General features: G+C 56.3%; 26 protein-coding genes. All 26 read left to right on the plus strand.

All coding sequences use genetic code 11. The features are described 5' to 3' along the window. The first annotated feature begins 1,483 nt into the window (after positions 1-1,483). Genes TIRI35C_RS02085 through secY form a run of 26 tightly spaced genes read left to right on the plus strand, consistent with a single transcriptional unit; the run spans position 1,484 to position 15,516 of the window. Positions 1,484-2,254 carry a putative RNA uridine N3 methyltransferase gene (locus tag TIRI35C_RS02085; protein WP_188201562.1) on the plus strand — a complete coding sequence of 257 codons (771 nt, stop codon included), beginning with the start codon at positions 1,484-1,486 and terminating at the stop codon, positions 2,252-2,254. A gap of 1 nt (position 2,255) precedes the next feature. Next, positions 2,256-3,299 (plus strand): 50S ribosomal protein L3, encoded by a 1,044-nt coding sequence (locus tag TIRI35C_RS02090; RefSeq protein WP_188201563.1) that lies wholly within the window; start codon positions 2,256-2,258, stop codon positions 3,297-3,299. A gap of 10 nt (positions 3,300-3,309) precedes the next feature. Next, on the plus strand, positions 3,310-4,077 hold the full coding sequence (rpl4p, locus tag TIRI35C_RS02095) for a 50S ribosomal protein L4 (protein ID WP_188201564.1): 768 nt from the start codon (positions 3,310-3,312) through the stop codon (positions 4,075-4,077). Positions 4,078-4,083: 6 nt separating this feature from the next. Then, on the plus strand, positions 4,084-4,344 hold the full coding sequence (locus TIRI35C_RS02100) for a 50S ribosomal protein L23 (RefSeq protein WP_188201565.1): 261 nt from the start codon (positions 4,084-4,086) through the stop codon (positions 4,342-4,344). 13 nt (positions 4,345-4,357) lie between these two features. Next, a complete protein-coding gene (locus TIRI35C_RS02105) occupies positions 4,358-5,077 on the plus strand; it encodes a 50S ribosomal protein L2 (RefSeq protein ID WP_014012558.1) in 720 nt (239 codons plus the stop codon). A gap of 5 nt (positions 5,078-5,082) precedes the next feature. Beyond that, positions 5,083-5,484 carry a 30S ribosomal protein S19 gene (locus TIRI35C_RS02110; RefSeq protein ID WP_014012557.1) on the plus strand — a complete coding sequence of 134 codons (402 nt, stop codon included), beginning with the start codon at positions 5,083-5,085 and terminating at the stop codon, positions 5,482-5,484. A 10-nt stretch (positions 5,485-5,494) separates the two neighbouring features. After that, a complete protein-coding gene (rplV, locus tag TIRI35C_RS02115; RefSeq protein ID WP_188201566.1) occupies positions 5,495-5,965 on the plus strand; it encodes a 50S ribosomal protein L22 in 471 nt (156 codons plus the stop codon). Between the two features lie 5 nt (positions 5,966-5,970). Next, complete coding sequence (locus TIRI35C_RS02120; protein WP_148882784.1) at positions 5,971-6,603, plus strand: 30S ribosomal protein S3; 633 nt, start codon at positions 5,971-5,973, stop codon at positions 6,601-6,603. Further along, positions 6,590-6,790, plus strand: coding sequence for a 50S ribosomal protein L29 (gene rpmC / locus TIRI35C_RS02125; protein ID WP_014012554.1), 201 nt, complete (start codon positions 6,590-6,592; stop codon positions 6,788-6,790). The genes TIRI35C_RS02120 and rpmC overlap by 14 nt, the downstream gene beginning before the upstream one ends. 36 nt (positions 6,791-6,826) lie before the next feature. Next, positions 6,827-7,093: a stress response translation initiation inhibitor YciH gene (gene yciH, locus TIRI35C_RS02130; RefSeq protein WP_206204241.1), complete on the plus strand. Its 267-nt coding sequence runs from the start codon at positions 6,827-6,829 to the stop codon at positions 7,091-7,093. Next, on the plus strand, positions 6,979-7,356 hold the full coding sequence (locus tag TIRI35C_RS02135; RefSeq protein ID WP_139680148.1) for a ribonuclease P protein component 1: 378 nt from the start codon (positions 6,979-6,981) through the stop codon (positions 7,354-7,356). The genes yciH and TIRI35C_RS02135 overlap by 115 nt, the downstream gene beginning before the upstream one ends. Continuing rightward, positions 7,353-7,688, plus strand: coding sequence for a 30S ribosomal protein S17 (locus TIRI35C_RS02140; protein WP_014012551.1), 336 nt, complete (start codon positions 7,353-7,355; stop codon positions 7,686-7,688). Before TIRI35C_RS02135 ends, TIRI35C_RS02140 begins: the two co-directional genes overlap by 4 nt. Positions 7,689-7,693: 5 nt before the next feature. After that, complete coding sequence (locus TIRI35C_RS02145; protein WP_058937898.1) at positions 7,694-8,119, plus strand: 50S ribosomal protein L14; 426 nt, start codon at positions 7,694-7,696, stop codon at positions 8,117-8,119. A 10-nt stretch (positions 8,120-8,129) separates the two neighbouring features. Further along, the gene (rplX, locus tag TIRI35C_RS02150; RefSeq protein WP_014012549.1) at positions 8,130-8,495 is read left to right on the plus strand and encodes a 50S ribosomal protein L24; all 366 of its coding nucleotides are present in this window, start codon (positions 8,130-8,132) and stop codon (positions 8,493-8,495) included. Beyond that, on the plus strand, positions 8,495-9,226 hold the full coding sequence (locus TIRI35C_RS02155; RefSeq protein WP_014012548.1) for a 30S ribosomal protein S4e: 732 nt from the start codon (positions 8,495-8,497) through the stop codon (positions 9,224-9,226). The genes rplX and TIRI35C_RS02155 overlap by 1 nt, the downstream gene beginning before the upstream one ends. Positions 9,227-9,237: 11 nt before the next feature. Next, entirely contained in the window at positions 9,238-9,789 is a 552-nt protein-coding gene (locus TIRI35C_RS02160; RefSeq protein ID WP_014012547.1) for a 50S ribosomal protein L5, read from the plus strand. Position 9,790: 1 nt separating this feature from the next. Further along, on the plus strand, positions 9,791-9,961 hold the full coding sequence (locus TIRI35C_RS02165; RefSeq protein ID WP_014012546.1) for a 30S ribosomal protein S14: 171 nt from the start codon (positions 9,791-9,793) through the stop codon (positions 9,959-9,961). Positions 9,962-9,972: 11 nt separating this feature from the next. Continuing rightward, a complete protein-coding gene (locus TIRI35C_RS02170; RefSeq protein WP_014012545.1) occupies positions 9,973-10,365 on the plus strand; it encodes a 30S ribosomal protein S8 in 393 nt (130 codons plus the stop codon). Positions 10,366-10,375: 10 nt separating this feature from the next. Then, positions 10,376-10,930: a 50S ribosomal protein L6 gene (locus TIRI35C_RS02175; RefSeq protein WP_188201567.1), complete on the plus strand. Its 555-nt coding sequence runs from the start codon at positions 10,376-10,378 to the stop codon at positions 10,928-10,930. 10 nt (positions 10,931-10,940) lie between these two features. Next, positions 10,941-11,321, plus strand: a complete 381-nt coding sequence (locus tag TIRI35C_RS02180) for a 50S ribosomal protein L32e (protein WP_188201568.1) — start codon at positions 10,941-10,943, stop codon at positions 11,319-11,321. 10 nt (positions 11,322-11,331) lie between these two features. Next, positions 11,332-11,778: a 50S ribosomal protein L19e gene (locus tag TIRI35C_RS02185; protein ID WP_139680153.1), complete on the plus strand. Its 447-nt coding sequence runs from the start codon at positions 11,332-11,334 to the stop codon at positions 11,776-11,778. A 10-nt stretch (positions 11,779-11,788) separates the two neighbouring features. Then, positions 11,789-12,394 (plus strand): 50S ribosomal protein L18, encoded by a 606-nt coding sequence (locus tag TIRI35C_RS02190; protein ID WP_188201569.1) that lies wholly within the window; start codon positions 11,789-11,791, stop codon positions 12,392-12,394. Next, a complete protein-coding gene (gene rpsE, locus TIRI35C_RS02195) occupies positions 12,391-13,098 on the plus strand; it encodes a 30S ribosomal protein S5 (protein ID WP_188201570.1) in 708 nt (235 codons plus the stop codon). The genes TIRI35C_RS02190 and rpsE overlap by 4 nt, the downstream gene beginning before the upstream one ends. A gap of 11 nt (positions 13,099-13,109) precedes the next feature. Beyond that, positions 13,110-13,577 (plus strand): 50S ribosomal protein L30, encoded by a 468-nt coding sequence (locus tag TIRI35C_RS02200; protein ID WP_188201571.1) that lies wholly within the window; start codon positions 13,110-13,112, stop codon positions 13,575-13,577. Between the two features lie 11 nt (positions 13,578-13,588). Continuing rightward, positions 13,589-14,035, plus strand: a complete 447-nt coding sequence (locus TIRI35C_RS02205) for an uL15 family ribosomal protein (RefSeq protein WP_139680157.1) — start codon at positions 13,589-13,591, stop codon at positions 14,033-14,035. Positions 14,036-14,070: 35 nt separating this feature from the next. Further along, entirely contained in the window at positions 14,071-15,516 is a 1,446-nt protein-coding gene (gene secY / locus TIRI35C_RS02210; RefSeq protein ID WP_188201572.1) for a preprotein translocase subunit SecY, read from the plus strand. The last annotated feature ends 49 nt before the right edge of the window (positions 15,517-15,565 follow it).

Consider the following 15,565-nt stretch of genomic DNA (forward strand, 5'->3'; position numbering starts at 1 on the left):
CCACAAGTTACTTGCACCCCTGCAAGTTAAGAGGCTTTCCCCAACCTTTGCGAAAGCAAAGGTTGATCAAAAAGTCTTCGCCGTTAAAAGGGTATGGAAATGTTTGCATGCTATTTTAATGATGTGTGTTTTAATGGGTTTGTATCAAATTTCATCGATTTTGGGCGTGTTTTGCTCCAACTCAGCGCCCGAAGGGCGCCAAAAATGAAAAACATGAGTAAGAACTGTCAAGATTAAGAATAAACCCGTGTAAAAATTAGGCTCATTTAAATGGCATGCCGTTTTCGATGAAACATTCCCCAGAAAAGTTTCTTAACGTGGGGCAAAGCCCACTTTGGGGGTTTGAGACTGCAGGGAACTTTGCCTGCGCAAAGTTTCATCAAAGTTTGTGATTCCCGTTGGGGCTCTTCTACAAAGGGATTTCACTTCCAAACTTGCCCGTAAAAGGTTGAATTCTCTAAGATAAAACTTTTCCCACGTGGGTTCTACTTGAACCGCGCTCCAAAGGGGTGCAAAAACGCTTGAACCTTCCTGGAACGCATCCTTAGAATGAATTCATTCTGCCCAAAAAGAAGTCCTCAAAGAAATCCACTCCAGAACACGCTTTTCAAGAGGAATCACAACCTTGATCAAACGTCGCGCAGGCGAACAAGCTTTTAAAAAAGCTTGACCAAAAAGCCTTAACTGCCTAGAAGCGAGGAGTTAGAAGTTGGTAGCTCTTCTTGAGGTCATGCTCTGAATACAGGGGGTTTCAAGTCAGGTGCCAATGTTTCAAGTGAGAACCAGTTTTGGGTTCCTTTGATGAGGGTTTAACTTGAAAAAGACGCCCGCAGGGCATCAAAAAGGCAAACCTAACCCAAGAGTGAATTTTAGGCAAGTTCTTTATGTTGAACGCTCCAGTAATGATAAACCCCTTGAAAATCGGCACGTCCAAATGGGGCTACAAATTTTGATGAAACTTTGCGCAAGCAAAGTTTCTGGGGGGTGTGGGGGCGTTAGCCCCCCAGTAGTTTAGAGGAAAAGCGGGGTTGTGGGGCGAAGCCCCACTTCGGGGGTTTGAGAGTACAGAGCAAGCTTTAAGAAAGCTTGACCAAAAGTTTGTGATTTTTTGAGGTAGTGCCCTTAAAGAGGGATTCATTTCAAAATCAGCCATTAGGAAGTTGGATCCCTCGAACAGATTTTTTCACATGGGTTCTACTTCAACCGCGCTCCTTCGGAGCGCTAAAAACGCTTGAACCCTTCTGAAAAGTTTCCTTGGAATGAATCCAACACTCACAAGCAAATTCCAGAGAATCCACTTAGGAACACTCATTACAGACAGAATCACCAACCTTGATCAAACTTCGCGAAGGCGAAGTTTGCTTTGCAAAAAATTTGTACACCTCCCAACCCAAAAAAGGGTGGAACGGTTCGAAAGCCTTTTAAATAGTCTCCATAGACCCCACTTCAGCGTTAAAGTACCCACAGCAAAGGATGACGGAAAATGGCCTGGCACATCTTCATTCCAGATTCGCTCCTTGAAGAGACCGACGACCCCAAAATCAGAACGTACAAGGTTGGGCAGATAGCCAGGGCCGCTGCAATCTTCGGCGTTGAGCACGTGTGGGTTTACAGGGCCGGCGGCAGGGACGGAAGGTTCATCAAAACGATCCTTGAGTATGCGGAAACGCCCCAGTACCTCAGAAAGAGGCTGTTCCCCCTCATGCCGGAGCTCCGCTATGTTGGCGTCATCCCGCCGCTGAGGACTCCCCACCACAAGCTTAAGGGGAAACCGAGGGTCGGGGAGATCCGCGAGGGCTTCGCCTTTCGGAAAGGAAGGAGAACCTACGCGGACATCGGCCTCGACGACCTCGCCGCGGTGGAGGGGGACGTTGAGGGGCGCGCAACTTTCAGAATAGTCTCAGCAAGGCCTCTCAGAGTGATACCAGCGAAGCCAGAGGAATACTGGGGGTACAGGGTGCATCTCACGAGGAAGTCACTGGCAAAAACACTTAAAAAGGCCAGGCTGGATTTGGCGATTGCCACCTCCCGGAGGGGGCGTGACATTCGAGAGGTGAAGCTTCCCCCGCTCGAGGGGGAGGTCGGATTCGCCTTTGGCTCACCGAGGAAGGGCGTGATGGAGCTCCTCGGCGAGGAGGAATATGACTTTGATCTAATCCTCAACACCATTCCAAATCAGCGGACGGCCACCGTCCGCACCGAGGAGGCCGTGTTGGCCACACTCGCTGTGTTTAATCTCATAAGGAGGGATTGAGATGGGAAAAATACACAGGCCAAGGAGAGGTTCACTGGCTTACTCCCCGAGAAAGAGGGCTAGGAGCGTAGTCCCAAGAATCAAGAAGTGGCCGAAGGACAGCGAAGTCAGGATGCTCGGTTTCGCCGGCTACAAGGCTGGTATGACCCACATCCTCATGATAGACGACAGGCCAGGGCTCACCAAGGGGAAGGAGATCTTCATGCCGGTCACGATAGTCGAGGTCCCGCCGCTCTTCGTCTACGGCATCAGGGCCTACAGGCAGGGCTACCTCGGTCTCGAGACCGCCACCGAGGTCTGGTTCCACGAGCTCAACGACCACGTCAAGAGGCGCATAAAGACCCTGCCAAAGAACTACGACGAGGAGGCCTTCAAGGCTAGGCTTGCCCAGCTTGAGGAGCTTATCGAGGGCGGCGAGATAGTTGACGTCAGGCTTCTCGTCCACACCCAGCCGTGGCTCATCAAGCTCAAGAAGAAGCCGGAGGTCATGGAGTACGCCATCGGTGGCGACGACATCAGGGCCAAGTTCGACTACGCCAAGGAGAAGATAGGCAAGGATCTCCGTGCGAGCGAGGTTCTCCACGAGGGTGAGCTCCTCGACATCATAGCCGTCACCAAGGGTAAGGGAACCCAGGGTCCGGTCAAGCGCTGGGGTGTCAAGATACAGTTCCACAAAGCCCAGAGGGCTGGCAAGGCCAGGCACATCGGTAACCTCGGTCCGTGGCACCCGACCAGGGTCATGTGGACCGTCCCCCTCGCGGGTCAGATGGGCTTCCACCACAGGACCGAGTTCAACAAGAGGCTCATTGCCATAGGTGAGAACGGTAAGCTCAAGCTCGGTGACAAGAAGGAGATAGAGATCACCCCGAAGGGCGGCTTCCCGCACTACGGTGTCATAAGGAGCGACTTCCTCATGATACAGGGCACCGTTCCGGGAGCCTTCAAGAGGATCATCAGGGTCAGGCCGGCTATAAGGGCGCCGAAGAAGAGGCCGCCGGTTGAGAGGCCGCAGATAACCTACGTCAGTAGGGAATCCAAGCAGTGAGGTGAGATAAATGAAGGTTAAGGTTTTCAATCTCGAAGGCGAGCCTGTGGAGGAGATAGAGCTTCCGAAGGTCTTTGCCACCCCGTTCAGGCCCGACCTCATCAGGAGGGCTGTCATCGCCTCATGGACCCACAGGATACAGCCGCAGGGCAGGGATCCGCTCGCTGGAAAGAGAAGGGTCACCGAGAACATCGGAAAGGGCCACGGAATGGCAAGGGTTGAGAGGATAAAGACCTCCCCGAGGTTTGCCGCCTTCGTCCCCTTCGCGAGAGGTGGAAGGAGAACCCACCCGCCCAAGGTCGAGAAGGTCATCTGGGAGGACATCAACAAGAAGGAGCGCAGGCTGGCCATAATGAGTGCCATCGCTGCAACCGCCAACTACGACCTCGTCAGGGCCAGGGGCCACATCGTTGACAACGTTCCGCAGGTTCCGATAGTCGTCACCGACGACCTCGAGAAGGTTTTCAAGACCGCCCAGACCCGGGAGATATTCAAGAAGCTCGGCGTCTGGGATGACATCGAGAGGGCCAAGAAGAACACCAAGATAAGGGCCGGTAAGGGCAAGATGCGCGGAAGGAAGTACAAGAAGGCCAAGGGTCCGCTCGTCGTCGTTGCCAAGAACGAGGGAATCGTTCAGGGTGCCAGGAACCACCCGGGCGTTGACGTCGTCACCGTTGAGAACCTCGGCGTTGAGCTTCTCGCTCCGGGTACCCACCCGGGAAGGCTCACGGTCTGGACCAAGGGCGCCATAGAGAGGCTTAGGGAAATTTACGGGTGATGAGAGATGGATCCGTACAAGGTTATCGTCAAGCCGGTCGTCACGGAGAAGGCCGTGGCCATGATCGAGAACGAGAACAAGCTCACCTTCATAGTGGACAGAAGAGCTACCAAGCAGGACATCAAGAATGCCGTGGAAGCGATGTTCGATGTCAAGGTCGAGAAGGTCACCACCCTCGTGACCATGAAGGGCGAGAAGAAGGCCTATGTGAAGCTCAAGCCTGAGTACAGCGCAAGTGAGGTTGCTGCCAGGATAGGATTGTTCTGACGGGGTGAGTGAGATGGGAAAGAGTCTGATTCAGCAGAGGAGAGGTAAGGGAACCACGACCTTTAGAGCCCCCTCCCACAGGTACAGGGGTGCCGTCAGGTACGTTCCGCTCAACCTTACCAAGGAGAAGACCCTCGTCGGCAAGGTCGTAGAGATACTCCACGACCCGGGAAGGACCGCCCCAGTGGCAAGGGTCAAGTTCGAGAACGGCATGGAGAAGCTCATAATAGCTCCCGAAGGAGTCCTCGTCGGTGAGGAGATAGCCATCGGGCCGAACGCCCCGATCAAGATCGGCAACACCCTCCCGCTTGCCATGATACCGGAGGGAAGCTACGTCTACGACATCGAGGGAGTTCCGGGCGACGGTGGCAAGTACGTCCGCGCCGGCGGTGCCTACGCCCTCGTCGTCAGCAGGGAGAAGGACAAGGTCATAGTCCAGCTTCCGAGCGGTGAGCTCAAGCAGTTCAAGCCGACCTGCAGGGCTACCATAGGTGTCGTTGCCGGTGGCGGTAGGCTCGAGAAGCCCATCGTCAAGGCGGGTAAGGCCTACTACATCGCCAAGGCAAGGAACAGGTTCTGGCCGAAGCCGAGGGGTGTCAAGATGAACGCCGTCAACCACCCGCACGGTGGTAAGGAGCACCACATCGGCAGGCCGAGCACCGTCTCGAGGCGCGCTCCGCCCGGAAGGAAGGTCGGTCACATAGCCGCGAGAAGAACTGGTAGGAGGAAGTGATGAAGATGGCGAGAAAGAAGGAGTTTAAGTACCGGGGTTACAGCTTCGAGGAACTGCTCAACATGTCACTCGAGGACTTCGCTAAGCTCCTCCCGGCCAGGCAGAGGAGGAGCCTCAAGCGCGGCCTCAGTCCGGAGCAGAAGAAGCTCCTCAGGAAGATAAGGCTTGCCAAGAAGGGCAAGTACAACAAGCCGATAAGGACCCACAGCAGGGACATGGTTATACTCCCCGAGATGGTCGGCATGACCATCCACGTCTACAACGGAAAGGAATTCATCCCGATAGAGATCAAGGAGGAGATGATCGGCCACTACCTCGGCGAGTTCGCCCTCTCCAGGAAGGTCGTCCAGCACGGTTCACCTGGTGTCGGTGCGACCAGGTCATCGATGTTCGTGGCGGTCAAGTGAGGTGGTATAGATGAGCAGGGGCAGGTTTTCCTACTCATTCCAAAATTTTGACCCCGAGAAGATGGCTCGTGCCAGCGGAAGGGACCTCAGGATATCCCCGAAGCACAGCGTCGAGCTCCTCAGGGAGATCAGGGGAATGATGGTCAACGACGCGCTCAGGTATCTCGACGACGTTATAGCCCTCAAGAGGCCGGTTCCGATGAAGCGCCACAACGACAGCCAGGGCCACAAGCCGGGCAGGGGCTTTGGTCCGGGTAGGTACCCGGTCAAGGTCGCCAAGGCCGTCAAGAAGGTCCTCCTCAACGCCAAGAACAACGCCGAGCAGAAGGGCCTCGACCCTGACAGGCTCAGGATAATCCACGCGGCAGCGCACAGGGGCCCGGTCCTCAGGGGTTACATCCCGAGGGCCTTCGGAAGGGCCACACCGTTCAACGAGCAGACCACCCACATCGAGATAGTCGTTGAGGAGATTAGGAGGTGAGACTTTTGGCGATCGAGAGATACTTCATCAAGGAAAACGTTAGGGATATGCTCATCGACGAGTACCTCGAGAAAGAGCTCAGAAGGGCCGGCTACGGCGGAATCGACATCAAGAAGACCCCACTCGGAACAAAGGTCACCATCTTCGCCGCCAACCCCGGCTACGTCATAGGCAGGGGCGGAAGGAGAATAAGGGAGCTCACCAGGATACTCGAGAGAAAGTTCAACCTTGAGAACCCGCAGATCGAGGTCGAGGAGATCAAGAACCCCTACCTCAACGCCAAGGTCCAGGCCGTCAGGCTCGCCCAGGCCCTTGAGAGGGGCGTCCACTTCAGAAGGGCCGCCTACTCCGCTATCAGGGCCATAATGCGGAACGGAGCAAGGGGTGTCGAGATCCGCCTCAGCGGAAAGCTCACCGGCGAGAGGGCCAAGAGTGTCAGGTTCTACCAGGGCTACCTTGCCAAGGTTGGAAACCCTGCCGAGACCCTCGTCAGCAAGGGCTACGCCCAGGCCAAGCTCAAGCTCGGTGTCATCGGTGTTAAGGTTTCCATCATGCCGCCTGACGCCAAGCTCCCGGACGAGATTGAGGTCATAGAGAAGCTCGTTGAGGAAGAGGTGAGCACCAATGAAGCCGAGTGAGATTAGGGAGATGAGCATCGAGGAGATCGACAAGAAGCTCAGGGAGCTCCGCCTCGAGCTCGCCAAGGAGAGGGGTGTGCTCACCATGGGGGCCTCCATAGAGAACCCCATGGTCATCCGCAACCTCAGGCGCGACATAGCGCGCCTGCTTACCATAAAGAAGGAGAAGCTTAGGGAGAAAAGGTGAGGTTCGGTGCCAAGGATTGTTAACCCTCTGGATGAGATGCTCTTTAAAGAAGTGCTGAAGGAGCAGCAGAGAATTAGAGTGTACATAGAGAAGGCCCGCTACGGAAAGCTTAAAACCATAATTGAGGGCATAGACGAGAAGGAGTTCGACCTGGATGATATAGCAAAGAAGCTGAAGGCGAAGCTGGCATGCGGCGGAACGGTCAAGAAGGGAAGGATAGAGCTCCAGGGAGACCACAGAGAAAGGGTCAAGAAGTTGCTCGGAGACCTTGGATTTTCCGAGGACTTGATAGAAATCGAGTGAATCAGAAAAACATCATCTGGGGCGAGCTCATAGGGCTGAAAGCAAAAATTATAAGGGCATCTCATCCAGAGCTGGTTGGCATCGAGGGCTACGTCCTTGACGAGACGAGGAACACCCTCACCATCGGCGGTGAGAGGGTCTGGGTTATCCCGAAGGACGTGGCGGAGCTCGAGTTTGAAGTTGGCGGTAAAAAAATCCGAATCAACGGAAAGGAACTGATTGGAAGACCCGAGATGAGATTGAAGAAGAGGTGGCGAAAATGAGAGAGATCGGATTGAAGGTTCAGCCTCCCGCTGAGAAGTGTGACGATCCCCACTGCCCCTGGCACGGACACCTCAGGATACACGGCAGGTACTTCGAGGGTGTCGTCGTCAGTGACAAGGGCAAGAAGACCGTCGTCGTCGAGAGGCAGCACTACCACTACCTCAAGAAGTACGAGAGGTATGAGCTCAGGAGGAGCAAGGTTCACGCTCACAACCCGGAGTGCATAGACGCCAAGGTCGGTGACAGGGTCCTCATCGCCGAGACCCGGCCGATAAGCAAGACCAAGAGCTGGGTTGTCGTTGCCGTCACCAAGAGGGCTGGCGAGAGGTGATATGAATGGCGAAGAAGGGTGCAGGTGCTACGAGAGGAATTAGCCCGGTCAGGCCGACTCGCGCTCTTCCGATAGGCGCTTACCTCAAGGTCGCCGACAACAGCGGCGCCAAGGTCGTCCAGATCATAGGCGTCGTTGGCTACAAGGGCACCAGGAGGAGGCTCGCCTCTGCCGGTGTCGGCGACATGGTCGTCGCCACCGTCAAGAAGGGAAGGCCCGACATCAGGCACCAGGTGGTTAGGGCCGTTGTCGTCAGGCAGAGGAAGGAGTACAGGCGCCTTGACGGAATGCGCGTCAAGTTCGAAGACAACGCCGCAGCTATAGTTACCCCAGAGGGTGTCCCGAGGGGAACCGAGATCAGGGGTGCCATAGCCAGGGAGGCCGCCGAGCGCTGGGTGAGGCTCGGCAGCATAGCGAGCATAGTGTTGTGAGGTGAGAAAGATGAAGTTGAAGACCAGGCAGCCGAGGAAGCAGAGGAAGTTCCTCTACAACGCTCCCCTTCACCTTAGGAGCAAGGTAATGGCCGCCACCCTGAGCGAGGATCTCAGGAACAAGTACGGCGTGAGGAGCCTTCCGATCAGGGAGGGCGACAAGGTCCGCGTGATGCGCGGAGACTTCAAGGGTAAGGAAGGCAAGGTCGTTGAGGTTGACCTCAAGAGGTACAGGGTGCACGTCGAGGGCGTTACCCACAAGAAGACCGACGGAACTGAGGTTTACTACCCGCTCCACCCGTCGAACGTTATGATAATCGAACTCAACCTCGACGATGAGAGGAGAGAGAAGATAATTAAGAGGAGGGCTGGTTGATGGCGAGGAAAGGCGCTAAGAGGCACCTTAAGAGGCTTGCCGCTCCCAATCAGTGGTACATCTCGAGAAAGACCTACAAGTGGGCGGTCAGGCCGAGGCCGGGTCCGCACAGCATGAGGACCTCGATCCCGCTGCTCTACATAGTCAGGGACTACCTCGGCTACGCCAAGACCGCCCGCGAGGCGAGGAAGATACTCAACGAGGGCAAGATCCTCGTTGACGGCCGCGTTAGGAAGGACTACAAGTTCCCGGTCGGAATCATGGACGTCGTTTCCATCCCCGAGACCGGCGAGCACTACAGGGTTCTTCCGAACAGGATCGGCAAGCTCATACTCCACCCGATAAGCGAGAAGGAAGCAAACATAAAGCCGCTCAGGATAAGCAACAAGCGCATGGTCAAAGGCGCGAAGGTTCAGCTCAACCTCCACGACGGAAGCAACCACCTCGTCACCATGGACGAGAAGGACAGGTACATGACCGCCAGCACCGTCCTCATGAAGGTCCCCGAGAGGGAGGTCATCGAGGTTCTCCCGTTCGAAGTCGGTGCCTACGTCTTCGTCACCCAGGGTAAGAACGTCGCAAGGAAGGGTAAGGTCGTCGAGGTCAGGCAGTTCCCGATGGGCTGGCCGGACGTCGTCACCATCGAGGACGAGAACGGGGAGCTCTTCGACACCCTGAAGGAGTACGCCTTCGTCGTTGGTAAGGAGAAGCCGGAGATTTCCCTTCCGTGAGGTGAGATAAGATGCAGATCAACAGAGAGGCTATCCTAGCGGACTGGGAAGCTCACCCGATGAGGAAGCCCAGGATCGCTAAGCTTACCATCAACATTGGAGTTGGCGAGAGCGGTGAGCGCTTAACTAAGGCTGAGACGATGCTTGAGCAGCTCGTCGGCCAGAAGCCCATAAGGAGAAGGGCCAAGCAGACCAACAAGGACTTCGGAATCAGGCGCGGAGAGCCGATAGCGGTTAAGGTTACCCTCCGCGGCAAGAAGGCCGAGGAGATGCTGAACAGGCTCCTCGAGGCCGTTGACAGGAAGCTCAAAGCGAGCAACTTCGACGAGCACGGCAACTTCTGCTTCGGAATCCAGGAGCACATCAACATACCGGGCGTTGAGTACGACCCGGAGATAGGCATCTTCGGTATGGACGTCTGCGTTACCCTCGACAGGCCAGGATACAGGGTCGCCAAGAGGAAGAGGCAGAGGAAGAAGCTCCCGACCAAGCACAAGCTGACCAAGGAGGAGGGTATCGTCTTCGCTATTGAGGAGTTTAAGGTTACCGTGGAGGGATTGTGAGATGGCGAAGGCTGACTACAACAAGAGGAAGCCCAGGAAGTTTGGAAAGGGTGCGAGAAGGTGCATGCGCTGCGGCCAGTACGGCCCGATAATCAGGATACACGGCCTTATGCTCTGCAGACACTGCTTTAGAGAGATAGCCCCCAAGCTGGGCTTTAAGAAGTACGAGTGAGGTGAGAGGAGATGACGTTGCTTGATCCGCTGGCGAACGCTCTCTCCCACATAACCAACAGCGAGAGGGTCGGTAAAGAGGAGGTTTACCTCAAGCCGGCTTCCAAGCTCATGGGAGAGGTCCTCAGGGTTATGCAGGAGAACGGCTACATCGGCGAGTTTGAGTTCATAGACGACGGAAGGGCCGGCATCTACAGGGTGCAGCTCATAGGTAAGATCAACAAAGCTGGAGCGATAAAGCCGAGGTTCCCGGTCAAGGCCAGGGAGTACGAGGCCTGGGAGAAGAGGTTCCTTCCGGCCTTCGAGTTCGGTATCCTCATCGTCTCGACCTCCCAGGGCGTCATGACCCACAAAGAGGCCATCGAGAAGGGAATCGGCGGAAGGCTGATAGCCTACGTCTACTGAGGTGAGAGAGATGCCGATAGACGCGTGGGTAAGGGAAGAGGTTGAGATTCCAGAGGGAGTCGAGGTCACCGTTGAGGGGAACACCGTCAAGGTCAAGGGTCCCAAGGGCGAGCTCGAGAGGGAGCTCAAGTATCCGGGCGTTCAGATATTCACCGAGGACGGCAAGGTCGTCGTCTTCAAGGAGTTCCCGAGGAAGAGGGACATAGCCATAGCGAGGACCTTCAAGGCCCACATAGCCAACATGATCAAAGGAGTTACGGAGGGCTTCACCTACAAGCTCAAGATCGTTTACAGCCACTTCCCGATGACCGTCAAGGTTCAGGGTGACGAGGTCGTCATCGAGAACTTCCTCGGTGAGAAGAACCCGAGGAGGGCGAAGATCCTTCCGGGAGTCACCGTCAGGGTCTCCGGTCAGGAGGTCATCGTCGAGGGCATAGACAGGGAAGCGGTTGGCCAGACCGCGGCCAACATCGAGCAGGCCACCAAGATAACCAAGTGGGACAGGCGTGTCTTCCAGGATGGTATCTACATCGTTGAGAAGGCTGGTAAGCCGATAAAGTTCTGAGGTGTGAGAAATGAACGAGAAGGCGAGACTCCTTAGGATAAGGGCCAGGATCAAGAGGAAGAAGCCCCGCTTCCTTAGGCAGGAGTGGTGGCGCTATCCGAAGTTCAAGAACGACCCCAAGTGGCGCAGGCCCAAGGGAATCGACAGCAAGATGAGGCTCAAGAAGAAGGGCAAGCCCCGCTCACCCAGCATAGGCTGGAGCTCCCCGAAGGCCGTTCGCGGTCTCCACCCGAGCGGCTACGAGGAAGTCCTCGTCCACAACATCAGGGAGCTTGAGGCCATCGACCCGATCAGGCAGGCTGCAAGGATAGCGAGAACCGTTGGTGCCAGGAAGAGAGAGGCCATACTCACCAGAGCCAAGGAGCTCGGTGTGAAGGTACTCAACCCGTGAGGTGAGGCTCATGCTCAAGATGCAGAGAAGGATTGCCGCTGATTTGTTGAAGTGCGGTGAGAACAGGGTCTGGATTGACCCGGAGAGGATTGACGACGTCGCCGCCGCCATAACCAGGGAGGATGTGAGGAGGCTCATCAACGACGGCGTCATCAAGAAGAAGCCCGTCAAGGGCCAGAGCAGGGCCAGGGCGAGGGCCTTCCAGGAGGCCAGAAAGAAGGGACGCCACAGGGGTCCCGGAAGCAAGAAGGGTAAGAAGACCGCTAGGATGGGCAAGAAGGAGCGCTGGATGATGACCATAAGGGCCCTCAGAAAGGAGCTCAGGAAGCTCAAGGCTGAGGGCAAGCTTGACGAGCACACCTACAGGAGGCTCTACATCAGGGCCAAGGGCGGTCAGTTCAAGAACAAGAGGCAGCTCTACCTGTTCATGCAGGAGCACGACATACTGAAGGAGTGAGGTGAGAGAGATGGCACACGGACCGAGGTATAGGGTTCCGTTCAGGAGAAGGAGAGAGGGTAAGACTAACTATCACAAGAGGCTCGCCCTCCTCAAGTCTGGAAAGCCCAGGCTTGTCGTGAGGAAGACCCTCAACCACCATGTCGCTCAGATAGTCCTCTACGACCCGAAGGGTGACAGGACTGTCGTTTCGGCTCACACCAGGGAGCTCATGAGGGACTTCGGCTGGAAGGGCCACGGCGGCAACACCCCGAGCGCCTACCTGCTCGGTCTCCTCATAGGCTACAGGGCCAAGAAGGCCGGCATCGAGGAGGCCATCCTTGACATAGGCCTCCACCCGCCGACCAGGGGTTCGAGCATCTTTGCCGTCCTCAAGGGAGCCGTTGACGCGGGACTGGACGTTCCGCACAGCGAGGAGATCTACCCCGAGGACTACAGAATAAACGGCGAGCACATAGCGAACTACGCCAAGGCCCTTAAGGAGGAGGACGAGGCCCTCTACCGGAAGCAGTTCAGCGGCTACCTCGTCAAGGGCCTCGAGCCCGAGAAGCTCCCCGAGCACTTTGAGGATGTTAAGGCTAAGATAATCGAGAAGTTTGAGGGGGCGAGAGAATGAGCGACCCGAGAGAGATTACTCAGCGCGTCCTTGAGGAGTGGGAGCCGAAGACCAAGCTCGGCAGGCTCGTCAAGGAGGGCCAGATAACTGACATTCACGAGATATTCCGCAAGGGCTACCAGATCAAGGAGCCGGAGATAGTTGACGTCCTCCTCCCGGAGGTCAACATGAGGGAGAACCAGGAGGTTCTCGACATAGCCCTCACCGTCAGGATGACCGACAGCGGCAGGAGGATCCGCTTCAGGGTTCTCGCCGCTGTGGGCAACAGGGACGGCTACGTCGGCCTCGGAATCGGCCACGGGAAGGAGGTTGGAATAGCCATCAGGAAGGCCATCAACTACGCCAAGATGAACATCATCGAGATCAAGCGCGGCTGTGGAAGCTGGGAGTGCAGGTGCAGGAGGCCGCACTCAATCCCGTTCGCCGTCGAGGGCAAGGAAGGAAGCGTCCGCGTCAAGCTCATGCCGGGACCGCGTGGCCTTGGTCTTGTCATAGGTGACGTCGGCAAGAAGATACTCAGTTTAGCGGGCGTCCAGGACGTCTGGTCCCAGACCCTCGGTGAGACGAGGACCACCGTCAACTTCGCCAAGGCGGTCTTCAACGCGCTCTACAACACCAACAGCGTCGCCATCAAGCCGGAGGACATCGAGCGCTACGGCATAATCGTCGGAAGGGAGATGTCAGCAAACTTCCAGGTTGAGTGAGGTGAGAAAAGATGGCTAAGTTAGCGCTCATCAGGCTTAGGAGCGGGATAAGGGCGAAGGGTGAGGTCAGGGACACCCTCGCCATGCTCCGCCTCCACAGGATCAACCACCTCGTCATCGTTGACGACAACCCGAGCTACAAGGGAATGGTTCAGAAGGTCAAGGACTACATCACCTGGGGAGAGATTGACGCCGAGACCCTTGCGGAGCTCCTCAGGAAGAGGGGCAGGCTCATCGGCAACAAGCCTGTTACCGACGAGTACGTTCAGGAGAAGCTCGGAATGAGCATCGAGGAGTTCGCCAAGAAGGTTGTCGATGGCGAGATGAAGCTCACGGACCTCCCGAGCATCAAGCCCGTCTTCAGGCTCCACCCACCGAGGGGCGGCCTCAAGGGCGGCAAGAAGCGCACCTTCAAAGAGGGCGGAGCGCTCGGCTACCGCGGCGAGAAGATAAACGAACTCATTGAGAGAATGCTCTGAGGTGGCGAGAGATGATAAGGAGGAAGAAGAAGGTTAGGAAGCTCCGCGGAAGTCACACTCACGGATGGGGCTGCAAGAAGAAGCACCGCGGCGGCGGCAGCAAGGGCGGTAAGGGAATGGCCGGAACCGGAAAGAGGAAGAACACCAAGTGGACCTGGGTCATCAAGTACGCCCCGGACCACCTTGGAAAGCGCGGCTTCCACAGGCCCAAGGCCGTCCAGTACACCCCGAATACAATAAACCTCAGCGACATAGACGAGAACCTCACCCTCTTCCTTGACATGGGCGTCGCCTATGAGGAGGAGGGGAAGGTCATAGTTGACACCACCCAGCTCGGTGTTGACAAGGTTCTCGGAACCGGCAGGCTCAGCAGGCCCCTCGTTGTTAAGGCCTACTACGTTACCCCGAAGGCCGAGGAGAAGATCAAGGCCGCTGGCGGCGAGGTTCTCCTCGCCTGATTCCCCTTTAATTTAACTTTTGGCGGGTGTTAATCATGGGGTTCAGAAACGTAGTGTTCGCGATTGAAAGGTACTTCCCCGAGGTTGAGCGGCCCAAGAGGCACGTGCCGCTCAAGGAAAAGTTCATGTGGACAGGGATCGTTCTGCTGCTGTACTTCGTCCTCGCGGAGATTCCCCTCTATGGAATCCCGGCACAGATTCAGGACTACTTTGCCACGCTCAGATTCGTGCTCGCAGGAAGGAGCGGTTCCCTCCTGACCCTTGGTATCGGTCCAATCGTCACCGCGAGCATTATCATGCAGCTTCTCGTCGGTTCCGAGATAGTTCACCTCGATCTCTCAAATCATGAGGATAGGAGATTCTACCAGGCCGCTCAGAAGCTCTTTGCCGTGTTTATGAGCTTCTTCGAGGCCGCCATATACGTATTCGCAGGTGCGTTTGGTAAGGTTGACATGGGACTCGGAGCGTTCCAGACAGTCACGACACCCGCCGGACAGGTTTACATAGGCCTGGGTCTTGGGATACTCATAATACTCCAGCTTGGCTTTGCCTCCGTCATGCTCATACTCCTAGACGAGCTCGTCAGCAAGTGGGGAATAGGAAGCGGTATCAGTCTCTTCATCGCCGCGGGTGTTTCCCAGACCGTCGTCACCAAGTCTCTCAACCCGTTCACCACCAGCCAGTACATGGATCCAGTTACCGGGGGCCCCGCCATAATCGGTGCCATCCCAGCGTTCATACAGCACCTATTTTACGGGGACCTGACCGGCGCGCTGTACAGAGGCACCCTGCCGGACATGATGGACGTCTTTGCCACCATCGTGGTGTTCCTCGTGGTCGTCTACCTCGAGAGCATGCGCGTTGAGATACCGCTCAGCTACGGTCGCGTCACCGTCCGCGGAAGGTACCCGATAAGGTTCATGTACGTCAGCAACATACCGATCATCCTCACCTTTGCCCTCTACTCCAATATCCAGCTCTGGGCCAGGCTCCTCAACAACTACGGCTACACCTTCCTCGGAACGTTTGATGAGAACGGATACCCCCTGACTGGCTTCGTCACCTACCTCTATCCGCCGAGGGACATCTACCACGTCATAGCCGACCCCGGAAGGGCCCTCGTCTACGCGCTGATGACGATATTCTGGGCCATACTCTTTGGATTCCTGTGGGTCGAGCTGACGGGTCTTGACGCCAAGAGCATCGCCAGACAGCTTCAGAGGGCAGGGCTGCAGATACCGGGGTTCAGGCGCGACCCGAGGATACTTGAGAGGGTTCTCAACAGGTACATTCCCTACGTTACCTTCTGGGGTTCGTTCACGCTGGCTCTAGTTGCGGTGCTGGCGGACTTCCTGGGTGCCCTCGGTACCGGAACGGGAATCCTCCTTACGGTCGGTATCCTCTACAGGCTCTACGAGGAGGTCGCAAGGGAGCAGGCCACGGAGATGTTCCCCGCACTCAGAAAGTTCTTTACAAAGTGAGGCCTTTCTTTTCTTTCACAAAACCTTTTAAACTCGGTTCTGTTACTTT

The organism is Thermococcus camini, assembly GCF_904067545.1.
GTDB lineage: Archaea > Methanobacteriota_B > Thermococci > Thermococcales > Thermococcaceae > Thermococcus > Thermococcus camini.

What these genes read in the sequence shown, in the direction of transcription:
- TIRI35C_RS02085 (WP_188201562.1), top strand. Translation starts at nt 1,484, where the DNA reads ATGGCCTGGCACATCTTCATTCCAGATTCGCTCCTTGAAGAGACCGAC.
- TIRI35C_RS02090 (WP_188201563.1), top strand. Translation starts at nt 2,256, where the DNA reads ATGGGAAAAATACACAGGCCAAGGAGAGGTTCACTGGCTTACTCCCCG.
- rpl4p (WP_188201564.1), top strand. Translation starts at nt 3,310, where the DNA reads ATGAAGGTTAAGGTTTTCAATCTCGAAGGCGAGCCTGTGGAGGAGATA.
- TIRI35C_RS02100 (WP_188201565.1), top strand. Translation starts at nt 4,084, where the DNA reads ATGGATCCGTACAAGGTTATCGTCAAGCCGGTCGTCACGGAGAAGGCC.
- TIRI35C_RS02105 (WP_014012558.1), top strand. Translation starts at nt 4,358, where the DNA reads ATGGGAAAGAGTCTGATTCAGCAGAGGAGAGGTAAGGGAACCACGACC.
- TIRI35C_RS02110 (WP_014012557.1), top strand. Translation starts at nt 5,083, where the DNA reads ATGGCGAGAAAGAAGGAGTTTAAGTACCGGGGTTACAGCTTCGAGGAA.
- rplV (WP_188201566.1), top strand. Translation starts at nt 5,495, where the DNA reads ATGAGCAGGGGCAGGTTTTCCTACTCATTCCAAAATTTTGACCCCGAG.
- rpmC (WP_014012554.1), top strand. Translation starts at nt 6,590, where the DNA reads ATGAAGCCGAGTGAGATTAGGGAGATGAGCATCGAGGAGATCGACAAG.
- yciH (WP_206204241.1), top strand. Translation starts at nt 6,827, where the DNA reads ATGCTCTTTAAAGAAGTGCTGAAGGAGCAGCAGAGAATTAGAGTGTAC.
- TIRI35C_RS02135 (WP_139680148.1), top strand. Translation starts at nt 6,979, where the DNA reads ATGCGGCGGAACGGTCAAGAAGGGAAGGATAGAGCTCCAGGGAGACCA.
- TIRI35C_RS02140 (WP_014012551.1), top strand. Translation starts at nt 7,353, where the DNA reads ATGAGAGAGATCGGATTGAAGGTTCAGCCTCCCGCTGAGAAGTGTGAC.
- TIRI35C_RS02145 (WP_058937898.1), top strand. Translation starts at nt 7,694, where the DNA reads ATGGCGAAGAAGGGTGCAGGTGCTACGAGAGGAATTAGCCCGGTCAGG.
- rplX (WP_014012549.1), top strand. Translation starts at nt 8,130, where the DNA reads ATGAAGTTGAAGACCAGGCAGCCGAGGAAGCAGAGGAAGTTCCTCTAC.
- TIRI35C_RS02155 (WP_014012548.1), top strand. Translation starts at nt 8,495, where the DNA reads ATGGCGAGGAAAGGCGCTAAGAGGCACCTTAAGAGGCTTGCCGCTCCC.
- TIRI35C_RS02160 (WP_014012547.1), top strand. Translation starts at nt 9,238, where the DNA reads ATGCAGATCAACAGAGAGGCTATCCTAGCGGACTGGGAAGCTCACCCG.
- TIRI35C_RS02165 (WP_014012546.1), top strand. Translation starts at nt 9,791, where the DNA reads ATGGCGAAGGCTGACTACAACAAGAGGAAGCCCAGGAAGTTTGGAAAG.
- TIRI35C_RS02170 (WP_014012545.1), top strand. Translation starts at nt 9,973, where the DNA reads ATGACGTTGCTTGATCCGCTGGCGAACGCTCTCTCCCACATAACCAAC.
- TIRI35C_RS02175 (WP_188201567.1), top strand. Translation starts at nt 10,376, where the DNA reads ATGCCGATAGACGCGTGGGTAAGGGAAGAGGTTGAGATTCCAGAGGGA.
- TIRI35C_RS02180 (WP_188201568.1), top strand. Translation starts at nt 10,941, where the DNA reads ATGAACGAGAAGGCGAGACTCCTTAGGATAAGGGCCAGGATCAAGAGG.
- TIRI35C_RS02185 (WP_139680153.1), top strand. Translation starts at nt 11,332, where the DNA reads ATGCTCAAGATGCAGAGAAGGATTGCCGCTGATTTGTTGAAGTGCGGT.
- TIRI35C_RS02190 (WP_188201569.1), top strand. Translation starts at nt 11,789, where the DNA reads ATGGCACACGGACCGAGGTATAGGGTTCCGTTCAGGAGAAGGAGAGAG.
- rpsE (WP_188201570.1), top strand. Translation starts at nt 12,391, where the DNA reads ATGAGCGACCCGAGAGAGATTACTCAGCGCGTCCTTGAGGAGTGGGAG.
- TIRI35C_RS02200 (WP_188201571.1), top strand. Translation starts at nt 13,110, where the DNA reads ATGGCTAAGTTAGCGCTCATCAGGCTTAGGAGCGGGATAAGGGCGAAG.
- TIRI35C_RS02205 (WP_139680157.1), top strand. Translation starts at nt 13,589, where the DNA reads ATGATAAGGAGGAAGAAGAAGGTTAGGAAGCTCCGCGGAAGTCACACT.
- secY (WP_188201572.1), top strand. Translation starts at nt 14,071, where the DNA reads ATGGGGTTCAGAAACGTAGTGTTCGCGATTGAAAGGTACTTCCCCGAG.